Source organism: Alsobacter sp. R-9 (assembly GCF_054612375.1).
Genome location: NZ_JBTSWJ010000014.1, coordinates 83166 through 103348, shown reverse-complemented (window position 1 = coordinate 103348; position 20183 = coordinate 83166). Strand labels below are relative to the sequence as shown.

17 protein-coding genes and 2 pseudogenes are annotated in these 20183 nt (G+C 70.2%); 13 read left to right on the top strand and 6 right to left on the bottom strand.

All coding sequences use genetic code 11. The features are described 5' to 3' along the window. The first annotated feature begins 11 nt into the window (after positions 1-11). The gene (locus ACX9GQ_RS20360) at positions 12-1205 is read left to right on the top strand and encodes a CaiB/BaiF CoA transferase family protein (protein ID WP_459631425.1); all 1194 of its coding nucleotides are present in this window, start codon (positions 12-14) and stop codon (positions 1203-1205) included. 127 nt (positions 1206-1332) lie between these two features. Then, positions 1333-2058 (top strand): DUF1028 domain-containing protein, encoded by a 726-nt coding sequence (locus tag ACX9GQ_RS20355; RefSeq protein ID WP_459631424.1) that lies wholly within the window; start codon positions 1333-1335, stop codon positions 2056-2058. Between the two features lie 3 nt (positions 2059-2061). On the opposite strand, the gene ACX9GQ_RS20350 is transcribed toward ACX9GQ_RS20355, so the two are convergent. Both ACX9GQ_RS20350 and ACX9GQ_RS20345 read right to left on the bottom strand, forming a co-directional pair. Continuing rightward, positions 2062-2739, bottom strand: coding sequence for a carbonic anhydrase (locus ACX9GQ_RS20350; RefSeq protein WP_459631423.1), 678 nt, complete (start codon positions 2737-2739; stop codon positions 2062-2064). A gap of 127 nt (positions 2740-2866) precedes the next feature. Beyond that, entirely contained in the window at positions 2867-3562 is a 696-nt protein-coding gene (locus tag ACX9GQ_RS20345; protein WP_459631422.1) for a fumarylacetoacetate hydrolase family protein, read from the bottom strand. Between the two features lie 145 nt (positions 3563-3707). Between ACX9GQ_RS20345 and ACX9GQ_RS20340 the strand changes: the two genes are divergently transcribed. Further along, positions 3708-4154, top strand: coding sequence for a DUF3306 domain-containing protein (locus ACX9GQ_RS20340; protein WP_459631421.1), 447 nt, complete (start codon positions 3708-3710; stop codon positions 4152-4154). A gap of 4 nt (positions 4155-4158) precedes the next feature. On the opposite strand, the gene ACX9GQ_RS20335 is transcribed toward ACX9GQ_RS20340, so the two are convergent. After that, the gene (locus ACX9GQ_RS20335) at positions 4159-4506 is read right to left on the bottom strand and encodes a hypothetical protein (protein WP_459631420.1); all 348 of its coding nucleotides are present in this window, start codon (positions 4504-4506) and stop codon (positions 4159-4161) included. A 138-nt stretch (positions 4507-4644) separates the two neighbouring features. Here ACX9GQ_RS20335 and ACX9GQ_RS20330 point away from each other — a divergent pair, with 138 nt between their 5' ends. The 5 genes and pseudogenes from ACX9GQ_RS20330 (at position 4645) to ACX9GQ_RS20310 (ending at position 9795) form a co-directional block, all read left to right on the top strand. Continuing rightward, positions 4645-4848 (top strand): formate dehydrogenase, encoded by a 204-nt coding sequence (locus tag ACX9GQ_RS20330; protein WP_459631419.1) that lies wholly within the window; start codon positions 4645-4647, stop codon positions 4846-4848. A gap of 53 nt (positions 4849-4901) precedes the next feature. Continuing rightward, a pseudogene (locus ACX9GQ_RS20325) lies at positions 4902-7812 on the top strand (formate dehydrogenase subunit alpha). A 13-nt stretch (positions 7813-7825) separates the two neighbouring features. Beyond that, positions 7826-8413, top strand: a pseudogene (fdh3B, locus tag ACX9GQ_RS20320) (formate dehydrogenase FDH3 subunit beta); the annotation flags it as partial. A gap of 65 nt (positions 8414-8478) precedes the next feature. After that, positions 8479-9537 (top strand): formate dehydrogenase subunit gamma, encoded by a 1059-nt coding sequence (locus tag ACX9GQ_RS20315; RefSeq protein ID WP_459631418.1) that lies wholly within the window; start codon positions 8479-8481, stop codon positions 9535-9537. Positions 9538-9546: 9 nt separating this feature from the next. Beyond that, complete coding sequence (locus ACX9GQ_RS20310; RefSeq protein WP_459631417.1) at positions 9547-9795, top strand: hypothetical protein; 249 nt, start codon at positions 9547-9549, stop codon at positions 9793-9795. A 3-nt stretch (positions 9796-9798) separates the two neighbouring features. Here ACX9GQ_RS20310 and ACX9GQ_RS20305 read toward each other — a convergent pair whose 3' ends face one another. Both ACX9GQ_RS20305 and ACX9GQ_RS20300 read right to left on the bottom strand, forming a co-directional pair. Continuing rightward, complete coding sequence (locus ACX9GQ_RS20305; RefSeq protein ID WP_459631416.1) at positions 9799-12342, bottom strand: YbcC family protein; 2544 nt, start codon at positions 12340-12342, stop codon at positions 9799-9801. A gap of 28 nt (positions 12343-12370) precedes the next feature. Then, positions 12371-13957, bottom strand: coding sequence for an NADH-quinone oxidoreductase subunit L (locus ACX9GQ_RS20300; RefSeq protein WP_459631415.1), 1587 nt, complete (start codon positions 13955-13957; stop codon positions 12371-12373). A 100-nt stretch (positions 13958-14057) separates the two neighbouring features. On the opposite strand from ACX9GQ_RS20300, the gene ACX9GQ_RS20295 reads away from it, so the two are divergent. The 3 genes from ACX9GQ_RS20295 (at position 14058) to ACX9GQ_RS20285 (ending at position 16555) form a co-directional block, all read left to right on the top strand. Next, positions 14058-14939: a LysR family transcriptional regulator gene (locus ACX9GQ_RS20295; protein ID WP_459631414.1), complete on the top strand. Its 882-nt coding sequence runs from the start codon at positions 14058-14060 to the stop codon at positions 14937-14939. A gap of 127 nt (positions 14940-15066) precedes the next feature. Further along, entirely contained in the window at positions 15067-15420 is a 354-nt protein-coding gene (locus ACX9GQ_RS20290; protein WP_459631413.1) for a DUF1236 domain-containing protein, read from the top strand. 124 nt (positions 15421-15544) lie between these two features. Further along, a complete protein-coding gene (locus ACX9GQ_RS20285) occupies positions 15545-16555 on the top strand; it encodes a LacI family DNA-binding transcriptional regulator (protein ID WP_459631412.1) in 1011 nt (336 codons plus the stop codon). Between the two features lie 14 nt (positions 16556-16569). On the opposite strand, the gene ACX9GQ_RS20280 is transcribed toward ACX9GQ_RS20285, so the two are convergent. Next, positions 16570-17601 carry a nuclear transport factor 2 family protein gene (locus ACX9GQ_RS20280; RefSeq protein ID WP_459631411.1) on the bottom strand — a complete coding sequence of 344 codons (1032 nt, stop codon included), beginning with the start codon at positions 17599-17601 and terminating at the stop codon, positions 16570-16572. A 156-nt stretch (positions 17602-17757) separates the two neighbouring features. Between ACX9GQ_RS20280 and ACX9GQ_RS20275 the strand changes: the two genes are divergently transcribed. Continuing rightward, on the top strand, positions 17758-18825 hold the full coding sequence (locus tag ACX9GQ_RS20275; RefSeq protein ID WP_459631410.1) for an ABC transporter ATP-binding protein: 1068 nt from the start codon (positions 17758-17760) through the stop codon (positions 18823-18825). 80 nt (positions 18826-18905) lie between these two features. Beyond that, positions 18906-20123, top strand: coding sequence for an ABC transporter substrate-binding protein (locus ACX9GQ_RS20270; RefSeq protein WP_459631409.1), 1218 nt, complete (start codon positions 18906-18908; stop codon positions 20121-20123). The last annotated feature ends 60 nt before the right edge of the window (positions 20124-20183 follow it).

Genomic DNA, 20183 nt, shown 5'->3' with positions numbered 1-20183 from the left:
GAGAGGACGACATGGACGGCGCGGGCCTGCCGCTCGACGGCATCAGGGTGGTCGAGTTTTCCCATATGGTCATGGGGCCGAGCTGCGGCCTTGTGCTCGCCGACCTCGGGGCCGACGTGGTGAAGGTCGAGCCGGCTCCGGAGGGCGACAACACCCGGCGGCTCGCCGGATCTGGGGCAGGCTTCTTCCCCACCTTCAACCGCAACAAGCGCAGCCTCGCCATCGACCTGAAGGACCCGCGCGGGCTGGAGCTGGCGCGGCGTCTCGTCGCGGGGGCCGACGTCGTCACCGAGAACTTCCGCCCCGGCGCCCTCGACAGGATGGGCCTCGGCTTCGCGGACCTGCGACAGGACAATCCCGGCCTCGTCTACTGTTCGCTGAAGGGATTCCTCGCCGGCCCCTACGAGGAGCGCACCGCGCTCGACGAGGTGGTGCAGATGATGGGCGGGCTCGCCTACATGACCGGGCCGCCGGGCCGGCCGCTGCGCGCAGGAACCTCGATCAACGACATCATGGGCGGCATGTTCGCCGTGATCGGCATCCTGTCGGCGCTGCTCGAGCGCCAGCGGACGGGACGGGGACAACTGGTGAAGAGCGCCCTCTTCGAGACCAACATGATCCTCGTGGCGCAGCACATGATGCAGTACGCCGTCTCCGGCGTCCCGCCGGCGCCGATGCCGAACCGCCTCGCCGCGTGGGCCGTCTACGACGTCTTCGAGACCGGCGACGGCGGGCAGATCTTCGTGGCCGTGGTCAGCGACACCCAGTGGCGCGCCTTCTGCGACCATTTCGGGCTCGACGACCTGAAGACCGATCCCGCCCTCGCCAGCAATCCGCAGCGCGTGAAGGCCCGCGACGTCTTCATGCCGCGCCTGCGGGCCCTCTTCGCCTCCATGCCGCGCGAGGCGATCGCCGCGGCCTGCGAGGGCATCGGGCTCCCCTTCGCCCCGATCAACAAGCCCGAGGACCTGTTCGACGACCCGCATCTCAACCACCCCGGCGCGATGGTCGACGTCCGCCTGCCGGACGGAAGGACGACGCGCTCGCCCGCGCTTCCGCTCGACATGGACGGGCGACGCTTCGGCAAGCGGCTCGACGTGCCGCGGGTCGGCGAGCACAGCGCGGCGGTGGCGCGGGAGGCCGGCTATCTGCCGGAAGAGATCGAGCGGCTGGCCGCTGCGGGCGTCCTGCGCGTCGAGGACTGACCCGCGCCGCTGGCGTCGGCGTGCCCTCCCATGCGGCACGGGCGGAGCCGCATGCACGGGGCGCTGTTGCCGTCCCGCCGCGGCGGCCTATCCTCCCCCCGTCACGTTCCTTCCGGGGTATCCGTCCATGACCTGGTCCATCGTCGCCCGCGATCCCGCCACGGGGGCGCTCGCCGTCGCCGTCTCCACCTGCGCCTTCGCCGTCGGGGCGAGGGTGCCCTATGGCTGCGGGCGCGTCGGCGTCGTGGCGACGCAGTCCTTCGTCAATCCCTTCATCGGGATCGACGGCCTGCGCCACATGCTGGAGGGGTGCTCGCCGCAGGAGGCGATGGACACGGTGATCGCCGCCGATCCCGGCGCCGCCCTGCGACAGGCCCACATGATCGACCGGCACGGCCACATCGCCGTCTACACCGGCAAGGACTGTGTCGACTGGTGCGGGTCCGTCAGCGGCCCGGACGTCTCGGTCGCCGGCAACATGCTGGCCGGGCCGCAGGTGGTGGAGAAGACGCTGGAGGCCTACCTCGCGGGCGTCGACCTCGACTTCGATGACCGGCTGATCACGGCGCTGGAGGCCGGCGAGGCGGCGGGCGGCGACAAGCGGGGCAAGCAGTCCGCGGCGATCCGCGTGTGGACGACGGAGGTGTTCCCCGCGATCGACATCCGTGTCGACGACTCGCCCGAGCCCCTGGTCGAACTCCGGCGCCTGTGGCGCATCGCCCACCAGCGCTACGTGCCGTTCCAGGCGGCCGGGCCATCGCGTGCCCGCCCTGGTGGCGTGCTCGACCGGCCGACGCTCGACCGCCAGTGCACCGCCTATGCGGACGACTGGAACGCGCGCCACCCTGCCTGAGGTTCAGGGACCGGCGGCGCGGATCATCGGGCGGCGGCGCGGCATCTCGGCCACGACGGGCTCGAAGACGCCCGTCGCCGGGTCGCGCACCATCAGCCTGCCCGTGGAGATGCCGAAATAGGCGCCGTGGATCTGCAGCTTGCCGCGCTCCACGAGGATGCGGACGCAGGGGAAGGTCATCAGGTTCTGCAGGCTGAGCTCGACGGAGGCGAACTCCAGCTTGCGGAGATAGTCCCGCTCGAGGTCGGCGGGCTTCGGCCCGAGGCTTTCGGCGGCCGGCGCGATCTGCGACATCCAGCGGCCGATGAAGTCGCCCGGGGAAAGCGGCTCGCTGTCGTCCGCGAAGGCCCGGATGCCGCCGCAGAGGGCGTGGCCGAGGACCACGATGTGCTTGACCCGCAGGGCCTGCACGCCGAACTCGAGCGCCGCCGAGGTGCCGTGCTGGCTGTCCCGGTCCGGCTCGTACCTGGGGACGATGTTGGCGACGTTGCGCACCACGAGCAGTTCGCCGGGCGCGGCGTCGAAGATCACCTCCGGGGAGACGCGGCTGTCGACGCAGCCGACGACCATGATCTCGGGGCGCTGGCCGGTATCGGCCAGCGTCTCGTACCGGTCCTGCTCGCTCTGGAAGCGTCCGCCGAGAAAGGCCTTGTAGCCGTCGGAGAGCCGTTGCGGGAACATGGGGGGATCTCCCGGTCACTGGTCGCGGCGCTGCCGCACTGCACAAATACCAGCGTCCGGATGGAGAACCAATCAGCCTGTAGGAGGGGTCCGTCCGGGCGCTTCCGCCGACCGGCCCCGCTGGCCGTCAGGCCACCTTGGCCGTGACGGTTCCGATGCCGTCCACGCCCCCCTCCATCAGGTCGCCGCGCACGATGGCGCCGACGCCGGACGGCGTGCCGGACATGATCAGGTCGCCGGCCTGCAGTTCGAACAGCCCGGAGAGATACGAAATCATCTCCGGCACCTTCCAGATCATCTGGTTGAGGTCACCCTGTTGGCGCAACTCGCCGTTGACCTTGAGCCAGATGGCGCCGTGCGACGGGTGGCCGATCTCGCTCGCGGGCACGATGTCCCCGATCGGCGCCGAATGCTCGAACGCCTTGGCGATCTCCCACGGCCGACCGGCTTTCTTGCACTCGTCCTGGAGGTCCCGGCGGGTCATGTCGAGGCCGACGGCATAGCCGAAGACGTGGTCGAGCGCCGTCTCGACGGGGATGTCGCGGCCGCCCCGGCCGAGGGCGACCACCATCTCGATCTCGTGGTGAACGTTGGTGCTGCGCGGCGGATAGGGGAACGGCGCGCCGCCCGTGACCACGGTGTCCGGGTTCTTCTGGAAGAAGAAGGGCGCCTCGCGATTCGGGTCGCCGCCCATCTCGATCGCGTGCGCGGCGTAGTTGCGGCCGACACAGTAGATGCGGTGGGTCGGGAAGCGCGCCTGCGTCCCCTTCACGGGCAGGCTCGGGACCGCGGGCGGGGCGATGACGAAGGCGGAAAGGGTCATGACGGTGCAGTCCTGTGCGATGGGCCGTCGGGCGGGAGGGTTGGCGAGCGGCGGGGGCGCCGAGGGAATCCGGAGCGCGTCATATCCCCTGTGCAACCGGTTGCACAACGGCCGCGTTGAAAGGAACCGTTTCCGGAGGCCGTCGATGAGCGTGCTCGCGTTCCTGTCGCGATGGTCCCGCCGCAGCCTCGAACACCGTTCAGGCCTGCCGGCGCGTACCCCTTCAGCGCCGCCGGCGGGAGAGGGGGTCGGTGCCCCGCCGGATGCCGCAGGCCCCGGCCATCAGGTGCCTGACCCTCCGCTGCCCGATCCGGACATGCTTGGGGCGGACAGCGATTACACGGCCTTCCTGAGGCCTGGGGTCCCGGCGGCCGTTCGCGCGGCCGCCCTGCGGCGGGCCTGGGTCTCCGACCCGGCCATCGTCTCGTTCCGCGGCATGGCCGAGTACGACTGGGACTTCAACGATCCGGCCGCGCGCCTGCCGCTCGCGCCGGGGATGGCGCTGCGGATCGCGGAGGCGGTCCTCGGCCCGCTCCCGCTGCAGACCCCGGGGGCCGATGCCGACACGGGCGAGGCGCCCGAAGAGGCCTAGTCGTTCACGGCGGTGTCTGGGCCTTGGGCGGGACGGTTCCCGTCGCGTCAGGGGCATCCGCAGCAGGACGCCCCTGCCCCTGCCCGGTGGTCGTGCCCGTCGATCCCTTGTGAGCCTTGTCCATCGACTGCTGCAGGTCGGGAGAGGCCTCGCCGGGGAGGACCTTGGGCGGGTTGCGCCCAAGCGGCGTCAGCTCGGGGTCCTGGCTTTCGCGAACCGCGGGGTCCTGGGCCAGCGTCTCCCCCGCGGTCGTCGGGGCAGCCTTCGGGGGCGCGTCCTGGGCGATCACGGTGCCCGGTGCGATGGAGACGGCGAGGGCGAAGGTTCCGCAGGCGAGGCGCGAGAATGGCATGGGAGGGCTCCTTCCGACCGACAACGTCGCCCCGCCTGTTTGGTGCCCGGCAGGCGTCGGCAAGGAACCGACCTGTCCGCTGCGGGTTGTGGGGGCAACGGCCGGCCTCAACCGACCACTGTCGTCCGGGAGCGCCCGATGAACGAGAGAGTACGGCCCGAAGCCAACGGTGTGCGCCGCCGATCCGTCCTGGGCCTGATGGGATGGAGCGTCGCTGCAGCGGCCGCACCAGCGGTCGTCCCGGACGAGGCACAGGCGATGCGCGCAACGCCAGACCAGCGGGCGGCCCGTTACCGCGAGACGGACCATGTCCGCACCTACTACCAGACCAACAGGCGCTGACGCCGCCGGGTCGCGCCCGGCGCGGCCCTTCGCGAAGCGGAAGGAGGGCCGCCATGCTGCTGAAGCGCAAGACCCCGGGTGATTCCGCCCGCCTCAAGGCCCGCCTTCCCCACGTCTCGCTTGCTTCGCCGCCCATGGACCGCCGCAGTTTCCTGCGCGCGGCCGGCCTCGGTGTCGGCGCCGCTGCCGCCCTTCAGGCCGCGCCCGGCTTCGTGACGCGCTCGGCAGCCCAGTCGGCTGCCCCGGCCGGCCCGAAGGTCGAGATCCGCAAGAGCATCTGCACTCATTGCTCCGTCGGGTGCACGGTGGTGGCCGAGGTGCAGAACGGCGTCTGGGTCGGCCAGGAGCCCGCCTTCGAGAGCCCGATCAACCTGGGCACGCACTGTGCGAAGGGCGCCTCGGTGCGCGAGATCACGCACGGCGACCGGCGCACGAAGGTGCCACTCAAGTTGCAGAACGGCGAGTGGACGCGCCTCAGCTGGGACCAGGCGATCGAGGAGATCGGCGCGAAGCTGCTGCAGTTGCGACAGGAGTCGACGCCCGACAGCGTCTTCTGGCTCGGCTCGGCCAAGTTCTCGAACGAGAACGCCTACCTCTACCGCAAGTTCGCGGCTTTCTGGGGCACGAACTCGGTCGACCACCAGGCTCGCATCTGCCACTCGACCACCGTCGCCGGCGTCGCCAACACGGTCGGCTTCGGCGCCATGACGAACTCCTTCAATGACATCGGCAACGCCAGGTGCATCATGATCATGGGCGGCAATCCGGCCGAGGCCCATCCGATCTCGATGCAGCACATCCTGCGCGGCAAGGAGATCAACCGGGCGCACATGATCGTCGTCGATCCGCGCTTCACCCGCACGGCCGCCCACGCCACCGAATACGTGCGCCTGCGCCCGGGCACCGACATCCCGGTGATCTGGGGCATCCTCTGGCACATCTTCGAGAACGGCTGGGAGGACAAGGAGTACATCGCCCGCCGGGTCTACGGCATGGACGACGTGCGCAAGGAGGTGGCGCGCTGGACCCCGGCCGAGGTGGAGCGCGTGTCCGGCGTCCCCGGCGAGCAGCTGAAGCGCGTCGCCGAGCTGATGTCGCAGAACAAGCCTTCGACGCTCATCTGGTGCATGGGCGCGACGCAGAAGACCGTCGGCACCGCCAACGTCCGTGCCTACACGACGATGCAGCTGGCGCTCGGCAATGTCGGCGTGCCCGGGGGTGGCGCCAACATCTTCCGCGGGCATTCGAACGTGCAGGGGGCGACGGACCTTCGGCCTCGACGTCACGACCCTGCCCGCCTACTACGGCCTCACCGAGGGCGCCTGGCGCCATTGGTGCCGGGTCTGGGACGTTCCGTACGACTGGATGGTCTCCCGCTTCACCAGCCCCAAGCTGATGCAGGAGAAGGGCATCCCGACCACCCGCTGGTTCGACGCGGTCAACCTGCCGAAGGACCAGATCGACCAGCCCTCGAAAATCCGCGGCATGGTGGTCTTCGGGCATGGCGGGAACACCGTCACGCGCATGCCGGATGCGGTGAAGGGCATCGAGGGCCTCGACCTGCTCGTCGTGGTCGACCCGCATCCCACGACCTACGCGATCATGGGCGAGCGGCGCGACAACACCTACCTGCTGCCGGCCGCGACGCAGTTCGAGATCCGGGGTACGCGCACGTCTTCCAATCGCTCGCTTCAGTGGGCGGACGAGGTGATCCCGCCGGTCTTCGAGTCGAAGCCGGACCACGAGATCATGTACCTGCTGGCGCGCCGGCTCGGCTTCGCCGACGAGATGTTCAAGCACATCGCGCTCGAGGGGCCGAACCGCACTGTCCCCGTCGTCGAGGACATGCTGCGCGAGATCAACCGCGGCACGTGGGCCGTCGGCTACACGGGGCAGTCGCCCGAGCGGCTGAAGCTGCACATGCAGCACCAGGACAAGTTCGATCCCGACACGCTGCGCGGTCGCGCCGCGCCGGTCGAGGGCGAGTACTACGGCCTGCCGTGGCCGTGCTGGGGCACGCCTGAGCAGAAGCATCCGGGCACGCCGGTGCTCTACAACCTCTCCCTTCCGGTCAAGGAGGGCGGCAGCGGCTTCCGCGCGCGCTTCGGCATCGAGCGGAACGGCGTGAACCTGCTCGCGGAGGGCGTGTCGACCCCGGGGTCGGAGATCCAGGACGGCTATCCGGAGTTCACCATGGCCGTGCTGAAGAAGCTCGGCTGGGACACCGACCTGACGCCGGAGGAGATGGCGGTCATCACCGCCGTCGGTGGCAACGCCATCGACGCGGTCAGCTGGCAGACGGATCTTTCCGGCGGCATCCAGCGGGTCGCCATCGCGCATGGCTGCAGCCCCGGCGGCAACGCCAAGGCGCGGGTCAACGCGTGGAACCTGCCGGACCCGATCCCGACGCATCGCGAGCCGATCTACTCGCCCCGCCCGGATCTCGTGCAGGCCTATCCGACGTTGCCGGACAACCGGGACTTCCGGCTGCTGAACGCCGGCTTCACCGTGCAGAAGACGGCGGCGGAGCGGAAACTCGGCGAGCAGTACCCCTTCGTCCTCACCTCCGGACGGCTGGTCGAGTACGAGGGCGGCGGCGAGGAGACGCGGTCCAACCGCTGGCTGGCGGAGCTCGTCCAGGAGGCCTTCGCGGAAATAAACCCGAAGGACGCCGCCCGCCTCGGCATCCGCAACGGTCAGATGGTCTGGCTGCGTGGACCGGAGAACAAGTCGTCGGCCCGGGTCAGGGCTCTCGTCACCGAGAGGGTGGGGCAGGGCGTGGTCTTCATGCCGTTCCACTTCGGCGGGTTCTGGCAGGGCAACGACCTCAGGTCACGGTATCCCGCCGGCCTCGATCCCATCGTCCTCGGCGAGAGCGTCAACGGCATCACGACCTACGGCTACGACCCCGTGACGGCGATGCAGGAGACCAAGGTGACGCTGTGCAACGTCGAGCCGGCCTGAGAGGAGCGTCGTCATGCCCCGCATGAAGTTCCTGTGCGACGCCGAGCGCTGCATCGAGTGCAATGCCTGCGTCACGGCCTGCAAGAACGAGCACGAGGTGCCCTGGGGCATCAACCGCCGCCGGGTGGTGACACTCAACGACGGCATGCCCGGCGAGCGGTCCGTGTCGATGGCGTGCATGCACTGCACCGACGCGCCCTGCGCGAGCGTCTGCCCCGTCGACTGCTTCCTGAAAACGGCCGACGGGGTGGTGCTCCACTCCAAGGAGCTCTGCATCGGGTGCGGCTACTGCTTCTACGCGTGTCCGTTCGGCGCGCCGCAGTACCCCAAGGCCACGAACTTCTCCTCGCGCGGCAAGATGGACAAGTGCACCTACTGCGCCGGTGGGCCGGAGACAGCCGACTCGCCCGAGACCTTCGCCCTTTACGGCCGCAACCGTCTCGCCGAAGGCAAGCTTCCGCTCTGCTCCGAGATGTGCTCGACGAAGGCCCTGCTCGCCGGCGACGGGGAGATCATCGCGACCATCTATCGCGAGCGCGTGCTGAGACGTGGCTATGGCTCGGTGGCGTGGGGATGGTCGACGGCGTACCGCGACAGCCCCGCCCCCGTCGGCGCCGGCAACTCCACCTGGCCCGGCGGCAGCCGCACGGAAAGCGGGAGGCAGGCATGAGGCACGCGGCGCGGCTCCTTCCGATCCTTCTGCTCGCGGCACTTGTCCTGGGGACGCCCGCCCTTGCCCAGCAACCCGCCCCCGGAGGGGTCGGTTCGAACGCGGCGCAGGATCGCGGCGTCCATCCCAATCCGAGCCGGGCGCCCGAAGCGACCGAACAGCAACTCATGAACGTGCTGCGGCAGTCGGCCATGCCCGACGGCCCGGTGCGCGGCAACGTCTACATCCCCGACGCCAAGGCCGCCGTGCTGGTCCAACCTGAAGGGCGAACGTGGCGGGATTTCCGCGTGGGTCCGTCCCGCTGGACGCACGCGATCCTGTTCGGTCTGGCCATCCTCGCGGTGCTGGCGCTCGCGCTGCTGGTGGGTGCGCAGCGATACACGCCGGACCCGGAAGGACGGCGGGTCCGTCGCTTCACCGCCTGTGACCGGTTCATGCACTGGATGACGGCAGTGAGCTTCGTCGTGCTGGCGCTCACGGGCCTCAATGTCGTCTTCGGCCGCCTCATCCTGCAACCATGGATGGGCGACCGCGCCTTCGCCGCGTGGAGCGGATGGGCGCTCGTCGCGCACAACTTCACCGGCTACGCCTTCCTGCTTGGCATCCTGCTGATGGCCGGGGTCTGGATGCGTCACAACCTCTTCCACCGTGTGGACTGGCAGTGGCTGCGGCGCGGTGGCGGCATCGTCTCGCATGAGCATCCCCCGGCCGAGAAATTCAATGCCGGGCAGAAGCTCATCTACTGGGTCAGCATCCTCGGTGGCCTGGCGATGGGCGTGACCGGAGTGCTCATGATGATCCCGACCGCGTCGCTGTCGGTGAATGGCATGCAACTGGTGCAGTCGCTCCACACGCTGGTGGCGGCCGTGATGATCGCCGTCATCATCGGTCACATCTACCTCGGCGTGTGGGGTGTCCGGGGCTCGTTCGACGGCATGGCCCGCGGCGACGTCGACCTCAACTGGGCCCGGAGCCATCATTCGCTGTGGGTCGAGCGGCTGGGCGAGGATCCGGGAGCGCTCGCGCGGCCCGGCCGGCGCCAGCCGGCGGAGTAGGAGGCAGCGGTGCGCATCTTCCTTCTGGCCTGCGTCGCCGTCATCGCGATCGCCGCGGGCGCCTATGCCGTCCTCGAGGAGGGCCTGCGTCGCAACGCCGGCGATGCCTTCGCCGTGAAGGGCTCGACCCGTGTCGGAGATGCCGCCAAGCCCGATCCCCGCGGCTTCCTCGCCAGCCAGCACCAGCCGGCCGGCGGGGTCACCTCGGGCCGCTCGCCGGCGGGCGGGACGACCGCCGGCGTGCAGAGCCCTCCCTGATCCTCAGCAGGTTTCCCACCGGCCGAGCCCCCGGTAGCGGCGGATCGTCCGGCCCTCGTCGGCGAGGGCGTGCAGGTGCACCCAGCCATTGTCGACGAGGTCCCTCACGCCGGGGTTCCGGGCGATGACGCCATCCATCGCCGCCTCGGGCGCCTCGATGAAGACGTTGAGCCGGTGCGGCTCGTGCACGAAGCGCGTCCCGTCGTGCACCGACTGCCAGGGCAGGCCGACCTTGAGGTCGCCGGCATTGCCCTCGAGCACGCCGAGCTGGCCCACCACGTTGTGCAGCGCCTTGTTGCCGGCGCCGAAGGCCGAGTTGTTCACCGTCGAGCCGAAGTACTGCAGGTTGATCCAGCTCGCGACGACCATGGGCGCGGTCATGATCAGTTCCAGCACCTTGTGGCCGCTGTCCTGCGCATGGTCGTAGCTGTGGAGGAACGACCGGCCTGCGAGGTCGAGGCCCTGCGTCCGCTCGCGCGGCGCGGCGATGAAGGCGGCGTTGCCGGCGAGGCCCCACTCGGGCCGCACCTGCGACCAGTCCCGGCTGCGGGCGAGGATTCCCTCGTCGACGCTGCCCTCGGCGGCATCGAGGCCGAGCAGCGACGCGCGTTCCATCCGCGCCAGCGCGGAGGCCTGCTGCAGCCACACCTCGAGCGCGGCGAGATCCTCCAGGTGCGATGACGGAACGTCGTCGCGGTCGAAGATCGTGACCTCGTCGGTGGTGGTGTCGTGCTGGGCCGCGAGGAACCACGTGTCGGCGGGGACGGCGATCCCGGCCCGGGCAAGGCCCTGCCGCACCTCCGGATCGTTGAGGATCGCCGCGGCGACCCTGGCGTTCGCCTCGCCGGTGTGGCCACCGCAGGCGCCACAGTCGAGGCCCGAGGCGTGGGGGTTGTTCACCGTGGTGGAGCCGTGGCCGGCGAGCAGCACGAGGCGGGCGAAGTCGCCCGTCATCGACATCGCCTTCAGCACCGCCTCGGCCATGGCGACGCGCTGCTCGGGGGTGAAGCCCGTCTGGCGTCCACCGACGGTCAACGCCCGCAGCCGCGGCCGCACCCGCCTGGTCACGCTCGTGTCGATCCCGTCCACCATGGGGTTGGCGACGGTGCGGGTGAGGCCGGCGCTGTCCGAAACGATCTTGCCGGCGAAGAGCAGGCCCGCCGTCTCGACGTAGGAGAACGAGGACACCGCGGACACCTTGAACGCCTTCCAGGCCTTGGCGGCCCGCCGCCGCAGCAGCCGCAGGCCGAGCACTTCCGTCTCCTCCTCCTCGGAGGCGCCCTTGACGCTCTCGCAGACGATGAAGCTCGGCTTCAGCAGAACGGGGCATTGCGCCCCGCCCCGCGAGTGGCCGATCGGGACGTACTCGATTGGAAAGCCGAAGAACCCGGCGAAGCCGACCGTCTCGGCCTTCGGGCACACCGTCTCGAAGGCCCTCCGCAGTACCTCCGACCGCACGTCGATGCAGAAGGCGGCCTGCACGGCCCGCCGGGCCGGCAGCTGCACCGGCCGGGCGGCCGCGTTGTGCTCGCGGATCCGGGCGGTCAGCGTCCGGCGGAAGGCGATCTCGTAGGCGTGATGCAGCACGAGGTCGAGCGCGAGCTCCGGGTCGTCGCCCAGCCGCTCGTCCTCCGGCAGCGCTGCGGCGGCCTTCATCGCGGCGGCCCAGGCCTGCCGGAAGGCGTCGTCCCTGCGCGCGTTGAAGAGGCCCCAGCCATAGGCGATGCGGATCGCGAGCAGCTGCACGAGGGTGTCGTCCTCGCGCCCGTCGAGCTCCGCGTTCCAGCCGATGTAGCGGGCGTAGGCGGCCCAGCCGCCGATGTCGAACAGCGCCCGGTGGAGGTAGTCCTCCACCGCCCGCTCCGGAATGCCCAGCCGGTCCACCACCTCGCGGATGGCCGCCACCGGATCTTCGGGCAGGTCGAGCACCGACGTCCTGAACCCGGCGATGCCCATCGCCTCGGCGTTGAGATCGTGGGCGGCGAGGAGCCGCCACGCCGCGTAGGGCCGCAGCGTCCGCCCCGGCATCCGCCAGATGGCCTGCCCTTCGTCGAAATAGCCGGCGCACCAGCGCGAGATCTCGTCGATCATGAACGCGACGAGCGAGGCCTGACGATCGCCGCCGGAGACCTTGTCCAGCACTTCCGCGACCGTCGCTACGACGGCCGGCGGGGCCTTCGCCTGGCCGACGGGACGCCGGCTTGCAGCCTTGAGGCCGTCGATATCGCCGGGGACGCCGGCGAGGCCGGGCATCTCGGCCAGGGCCTGGCCCAGGGCTGCGTCGTCGATGGCGCCCGCCGCGAGCGCCTCGCGGTAGAAGTCGCGCGGCATCAGCATCTCCGTCCCGGCGACCCGCTTCAGCGTCGCGCAGGTCGAGGCGAAGGACTGGCCGGTGAAGCCGAGGAACGGGTTCACCGCGACGAAGTGCTTGAGCGGCCAGAGCGGCGCGATCTTGCGGCAGGCTCCCTTGATGGCCGCCGCGACGGCGGCCTCGTGGTCGTTGGCGGCCGTGACGAAGGGATCGGCGGAGACGAGCTGGGCGGACATGGCAGTCCCTCTCGAGCGGGAGGATGGATCAGGCGGAGGCGCGGCCGGTGCCTGGCCACAGCTTCAGCACCCAGCGATTGGCGATGGTGTTAACGTAGAAGCCGTTGGCGAGGTGGGCGTAGAGACGCTGCCAGCGCGGCTCGCCGGCGTGGCGGGCCATCTGGCTCTGGAACACCGTCAGGGCGGCGAAGGCGACGATGGCGAGCACCGCGATCACCAGGTCGAGCGGGCCCTCCAGCGGCGCCGTGGCCGGCAGGCTCGCGCGGGTGAGCCACTCGGCCGCCGCCTGCAGCGCGAAGTAGGCGGTGGTCACCACCGCGGCCATCGCCATGGCCCGGCCGACGACGTAGCCGTTCGGCCGCTCGTCGATGGCGCTCCCGATGAGGTGCACCAGACCCATCGCCAGGATGGCGCCGAGCACGAAGGCTCCCGGCTTCTGCATCAGCGTCGCGCCGAAGAGCGAGGCGACGACCGAGGCGACCGCCAGCACCGTGACGAGCGCCAGCACGAGACGGGCGGGGTGGGGCTGGCCGCCGGGCGAGGGCGTCCACGAGGCCCGGGCGAGGTCGATGACGCTGCCCGAGGAGAGGAAGGCGTGGGCCTTGTAGAGCGAGTGCGCGACGATGTGCAGGAAGGCGGCCGGGAAGGCCCCGAGGCCGCATTGCAGCATCATGAAGCCCATCTGCGCGACCGTGGACCAGGCGAGCGAGACCTTGATGGAGGTCTGCGTCAGCATGACCACCGACCCGAAGAGGGCGGTGAAGCCGCCGACCAGCGCAAGGACGTGGAGGGCCGGCCCGGGTAGCACCATCACGTCGGCCATCCGCAGCACGAGGAAGCCGCCGGCGTTGATGATGCCGGCATGCAGCAGCGCCGACACCGGGGTGGGCGTCTCCATCACCTCCAGCAGCCAGCCGTGGGTGGGGAACTGGGCGGACTTCAGCAACGCGGCGACGGCGACCAGCACCGCGGCGGTGGTGACGGCCGCGGGCGCCTGCCCGGCCGCCTTGAGCGACTCGGCGCCGGCGAAGATCCCGGCGAAGTCGAGCCGGCCGAACTGGGCGAAGAGCAGCGCGGCCGCGATGACGAGGCAGAGGTCGCCGAGCCGGCTCACCACGAACTTCTTGCGGGCCGCGAGCCGGGCAGCCGGCCGGTTGCCGTAGAACAGCAGGAGCCGGTTGAGGCCGATGCTCGTGCCGACCCATGCCGCGATGAGCAGCGCCATGTTGCCGGCGACGGTCAGCAGCAGAACGGCGGCGAGCGTCAGCGACAGCCAGCGGATGAAGTCGCCGTGCCGCGGGTCGCCGTCGAGGTAGTTGCGGCTGTAGCGCACGACGACGACGCCGATGAAGGCGACGAGGATCGTCATCAGGGCCGAGAGCGTGTCGGCGTAAACGCCGAGCCCGATCCCGGCCATGCCCAGCGTCGGCGTCGCCACCGGCCCGCGCACGAGGACCGCCGCGGCCACCGTCACCGCGACCGCCAGGGCGGCGAGTGCGGCGGCGAAGGCGATGTCGGCCAGGCGGCGCGGAGGCCGCTCCGCGAGAAGAGGAAGGGCGGCGACCGCCGGCAGGGCCGGGGCGAGGAGGATGAGCCAGGGCAGGATCGAGGTCATGGGGCCGGTCCGGGTGAAGGTCGGCCCCGGGATTAGCAAAACTACGGATTTCGCAAAAATTCAAATTGTCAAACAGGTCGTTCTGATTTATCGAACGATCATGGCGTTCCTGAACTACCACCATCTCCGCTACTTCTGGGTCATCGCCACGGAAGGCAGCCTGACGCGGGCGGCTCGGCGGCTGGCGGTGTCTCCTTCGTCGCTGTCGGTGCAGCTGCAGCAGCTGGAGGCCCAACTCGGGCACGCGCTGTTCGACCGGCGGGGCCGTGGGCTGGAGCTGACGGAGGCCGGACGCATCGCCTTCGACTACGCCGGCACCGTGTTCCGATCCGGCGAGGAGCTTCTCAACACGATCAGGGGCCTCGGCGGCGGCCGGGGGCACCTGCTGCGGGTGGGCGCCACCGCGACGCTGTCGCGCAACTTCCAGATCGCCCTCCTCGGCCCGCTGGTGGCGCGGGGAGACGTCGAGCTCATCATCCGGTCGGGAGCGCTGGAGGACCTGCTGGCCCAGCTCGAAGCGCACGCGCTGGACCTCGTGCTCGCGAACCAGCCCGCTCCGACGGACGCCGATGTCGACTGGCAGAACGATCTGGTCGACGACCAACCCGTCAGCCTCGTCGGGCGGCCGGGCGTGCTCCCGTCGCCACTGTCGTTTCCGCAGGGCCTCGAGGGGGTGCCTCTCGTCCTGCCGGGACGCGGCAGCACGCTCAGGATTGCGTTCGACCGCCTTTGCGCCGATGCGGGCGTCACGCCCGTGGTCCTGGCCGAAGTCGACGACATGGCGATGCTTCGCCTCGTCGCCCGCGAGAGCCGCGCCCTCACGCTCGTGCCCCCGGTGGTGGTGCGCGACGAGCTGACATCGGGGCTCCTGGTCGAGCACTGCCGGGTCGAGGCCATCCGCGAGGCGTTCTACGCCATCTCGCGGCGCCGGCGCTTCCCGCACCCTCTCCTGGGCGACCTGCTCGACAGCCTCAGGCGCTGAGGCGGCCGCTTGCTCGCCTGCATGCGGGGCGACGCACTCGGCCATCCTGCCGGGAAACAAAGGAGCGGACCACGCGTTGCAGGTGTCAGGACGCTACGGCGTCAACCTCATGCAAAGGAGGCTACCCATGCAACGCACCCTCATGCTCGCCGCTGCCGCCGCGCTCCTCGCCTCGGCTGCCCCGGCCTTCGCCCAGTCCTCGACGACGACCACGACGACCAAGCAGGAGACGACGGGCGCGATCACCATCGCCCCCGAGCAGCGCACGAAGATCAAGGAGTACGTGGTCAAGGAGAAGCACGCCTCCGTGCCGGCTCCGGCCGGGTTCACCGTCTCGGCGGGCGCCACCGTTCCGTCCAGCGTCGAGCTGTACGCCTTCGGCCCCGACGTCGGCGTGACCCAGTACCGCTACACCGTGATCGGCGGCCGCACCGTGCTCGTCGAGCCGGGCACCCGGCGCATCGTTCAGATCATCGAGTAACGCGTCGCGGCCCATGCCGCGCGCAGCAGGCGCCGCAGGACGGGTCCTCCCGGCCTGCGGCGAGCTCGCGTCCTCTCTACACGTCAGGCTGGAAGCGCGGGCTGAAGCTTGCCAGAATGGCGGCATGCCCAAGCCGTCCGTGACGTCCGCCGACGTCGCCCGCCTCGCCAACGTCTCCCAGTCGGCCGTCAGCCGTACCTTCTCGCCCGGCGCCAGCGTGTCGGCGAAGACCCGCGAACGCGTGCTCGCGGCTGCCAAGGAACTCGGCTACCGCCCCAATGCCATCGCGCGGGCCATGATCAGCGGGAGGTCCCGCCTCATCGCCCTGCTGGTCGCCTACCTCGACAACCACTTCTACCCGGTCGTGCTGGAGCAGCTCGCGCGGTCGCTCCAGGACCGCGGGTACCAGGTCCTGCTGTTCATGACCGGCACCGGTGACCAGGACCGGGTGGTGCAGCAGATGCTGGAGTACCAGGTCGAGGGGATCGTCATGGCCTCGGCGACCCTGTCGTCGTCGCTGGCGCGCGAATGCGCGAACTCCGGCATTCCGGTGGTGCTTTTCAACCGCTACGTTCCTTCCTCCCCGGCCAGCAGCGTCACGTCGGACAATCTCGAGGGCGCGCGGCAGCTCGCCCACCTGCTCGTCGACGGCGGGCACAAGCGCATCGCCTTCATCGCGGGGCACGAGGATTCCTCGACCAGCCGCGACCGCGAGGCCGGCTTCTGCAAGGGACTCGCCGAGCGGGGCCACACGCTCTTCGCGCGTGCCGTCGGCGGCTACACGATGCCGGGGGCGGCGGAGGCGACGCGAGCCCTGTTCCGCGAGCGGGAGCGCCCGGATGCGGTGTTCGTCGCCAACGACCACATGGCCTTCGGCGTGATCGACGTGCTGCGGGGCGAGCTGCGGCTTCGCGTCCCCGAGGACGTGTCGATCGTCGGCTACGACGACGTGCCGGAATCGGGCTGGGGCGGCTATGCGCTGACCACCGTGGCGCAGCCGTCGCAGGAGATGGTGGACGCCACCGTCTCGATCCTGCTCGAGCAGGTGGAGAAGCGCGTCGTCCACCGCCGCGCCGCAGTGCTGCCGGCGCGGCTCGTGGTGCGCAAGTCGGCCCGCCTGCCGCGGCCGGCCTGACCCGAGCGCTTGCTCTAGATCCGCCCGCGCCGGAAGAAGCTCTGCATCCGTGCGAACACGTCGACATCCATCTGCCGGAGCAGGTCGATGATGTCGAGCGGCACCCAGTTCTCGCGGATGAGCCCCTCGTGGTGCAGGTAGAAGTCCATCACCCGCATGGTGACGTCGCGTCCCGTCGGGCCGCTGCCGAGGAAGCCGCCGCCGAGATGCTTCGCGTAGACGCTTGGCCAGCCGGACGTCACCGAGTACGGGCCATCGCCGAAGCGGACATAGTGGTTGCCGCCGCGCCGGTTGGGGAAGGCGATGCGGAAGGGCAGCTGGTGGTAGTCCACGAAGCCCTGCAGGCCGCGCGTGGTGCCGATGCCGGCCGGCCCGTACCACATCATTCGTGGGTGCCAGTGGATCTTCTGCGGCATCTCCAGGAGGCCTTCGCGCCCGCGGCCGCTCGTGTCGTCGTAGTCGCCGAGCGTCCTGTGCATCGCCAGCGTCTGCGCGATCGAGGCGGCGGAGACGGCCGGGTCCTGCGGCGTCAGCACGATGCCGTCGCCGGTGAAGGGCGCCGGCCACATTTCCTCCGTGCCGAGGCTGGGCGCGATGGGCCAGAAGCCGGCCTGCCGGATGACGTCGAGGATGTCGATCAGCACGGTGCTCTGGTCGATCTTTCCGCCGCGGACCCGGTGCACCTCGCCGTACCGCAGGTACATCGTGCGCCCAGTGGCCGGGATCGTCAGCCAGTCCTCCCGGAAGGTGCCGCAGTAGTGGCCCACGGCCGCGACGAAGTCGGCGCCGTTCCAGTTGCCGCCGATCAGGATCACGTCGCGGCGCTCGAGGTCGGGGAAGCTGCGCAGCAGCGGGCGCCACACGGTGGCGGCCATCGCCTCGGTGCCCCGCATCTCGTCGAGGGGATGGGAGCCGCGCCACTCCGCGTCGGGGTGATAGGCGGCGGCGAGCCGTTTCTCGAGCGTCGCCGGCGTCGCCTCCGCCAGTGCCACCAGCGCGTCGCGCACCGCCTGCTTGTTCGCCACGTGGTCCGCCTCACCCGTCATCGCCGCCTCTCCGGACAAACTTCGCATCGCGAGCCTACGACCCTGTTGCATACGTAGTCAAACTTATCCTACTGTGATGGGAGAGGATCGTCCGGAACGCCGCAGGGTCGCGGGGTTCCCCTGGCTCCAGCCCCCAGAGCGGGAGGATTCCACCGCATGGTCGAGGTCGCGCTCAAGGGCGTCACGAAGCGCTGGGGCTCGTTCGTCGGCGTGCGCTCGATCGACCTGACCATCGCGGACCGCGAGTTCATCGTCTTCCTGGGCCCCTCCGGCTGCGGCAAGACCACGACGATGCGGATGATCGCCGGGCTCGAGGACCCGACCGAGGGCGACATCCTCATCGGCGGGCGCGTGGTCAACGACCTCGAGCCCAAGGACCGCGACGTGGCCATGGTGTTCCAGAACTATGGCCTCTACCCCAACCTCTCCGTCTACGAGAACATCCGCTTCCCGCTGAAGGTCAGGCGCGTGGATCCGGCGACGCACGACGCGCGCGTCCGCAAGGCGGCGGCGATGGTCGAGCTGGGCGCGCTCCTCGAGCGCCGCCCGCGCGAGCTCTCGGGCGGCCAGCGCCAGCGCGTCGCGCTCGCCCGCGCCATCGTGCGCGAGCCCGCCGTGTTCCTCATGGACGAGCCGCTCTCGAACCTCGACGCCAAGCTGCGGGTCTCCACCCGCGCCCAGATCAAGAACCTCCAGCACGAGCTGAAGGTGACGACGATCTACGTCACCCACGACCAGATCGAGGCGATGACGCTCGCCGACCGCGTCGTGGTGATGAACAAGGGCGAGTTCCAGCAGGTCGGCACTCCGCGCGAGATCTACGACCGCCCGGCCAACACCTTCGTCGCCGGCTTCATCGGCTCGCCCGCCATGAACCTCGTCGCCGGCGACATCGCCGACGGCGTCTTCGAGGCGCCAGGAATCCGCGTTCCCGGCCTGCCGGGCTCGGGCCGCGTGACGCTCGGTTTCCGCGCCGAGGACGTGTCGCTCGGGCCGCCGGAGACAGCCGAGGTTTCCGCTCCGATCTACAGCGTCGAGCTGCTCGGCGACGCGACACTGGTCACCGTGCGCTCGGGCGCGGCGCTCATCGCCGCCAAGGCGCCCAAGACGTTCCGTGGCGAGATCGGCGAGCCCGTGGGTTTCCGCCTCGCGACCGACCACTGCCACCTGTTCGACAGGACGACGGGAGGCCGGATGGACGCCGGCCAACCCACGCCGGCCTGAGACCCGAGACCGGCCGAACGGGCCGGAGGCGATCACCGGGCCGGCGCGACGCGGCGGCTCACCAACGGAGGGGAATGGACATGAAGATCAAGGCAATCGTCGCGGCGACCGCGCTGTCGCTGCTCATGGCCGGGACGGCCCATGCCGCCTGCAGCTTCCAGAACACCGTGCCGCTGAAGTCGCTGACGGCAGGCTTCCAGGCGTGGAAGTCTGTGACGTCGGCCATGGCCGAGTGCGGCAACTTCCAGGCGGAGCTCGACCAGGACTTCTCGAAGAAGCACGTCGCGGCCTTCTCGGCGAACCCGGCGCTCTACCAGATCGGCGGCGTCGCCACGGAGACCTTCGTGCCTCTGCTCAACGGCGGCCTGATCCGGCCGCTCGATGCCTACGTGGCAAAGTACGGGCAGAAGCTGCAGCCCGCCCAGCTCGTCAAGATCGACGGCAAGGTGATGGCCATCGCCATGATGGTGAACGCGCAGCACCTCATGTACCGCAAGGACATCTTCGACAAGCTCGGCATCCCCGAGCCGAAGACCTACGACGACGTGCTGGCCGCCGCCGCCAAGATCAAGGCGTCGGGCGAGATGGCGACGCCCATCGGTGCGACGATGCGCTCCGGCTGGAACCTCGCCCAGGATTTCGTCAACATGTACATGGGCTTCGGCGGCGAGTTCTTCGGCGCCAACAACATGCCGGCCGTCAACGGCCCCGCCGGGGTGAAGACGCTCGACATGATGAAGAAGCTGACGGCCTACATGGACCCCGAGTACCTGAACGCCGACAGCACCGTGGTGCAGAAGCAGTTCCAGCAGGGCAAGATCGCCATCGCCAACTTCTGGGCCTCGCGCGCCGGCGCGCTCGACGATCCCAAGGAGTCGACGGTGGTCGGCAAGGTGAAGATGGCGGCGGCGCCGCTCGCCATGGCCGGCGGCAAGCCGGCGACGACCGTGTGGTGGGACGGCGCGGTGATCGCCAGGAACATCCCGGACGACCAGGCCGAAACCGCCTTCCGCGTGCTCATGGAAGGCCTCGACAAGGAGATGGTGACCGCCAACAACGACGACGCCGTGTGGCTGGTCGAGGGCTTCAAGCCCGGCCCGGCCGCCGAGGGCGCGCTGGCCACCCTCAACGCCGGCACCCCCGGCTTCCCGGCCTCGCCCCGCATGGGCCTGCTGCACTCGGCGCTCGGCTCGACGCTGCCGGACTTCTTCACTGGCAAGCTCACCGCCGAGGCGACCCTCAAGGCGGTCGAGGACAAGTACGTCACCGCGGCCAAGGAGGCCGGGCTGATCAAGTAGCATCCGTGGCGGGCGCCGCCGGTCCCGGCGGCGCCCGCTGCACACGTCCCTGCACCCCCG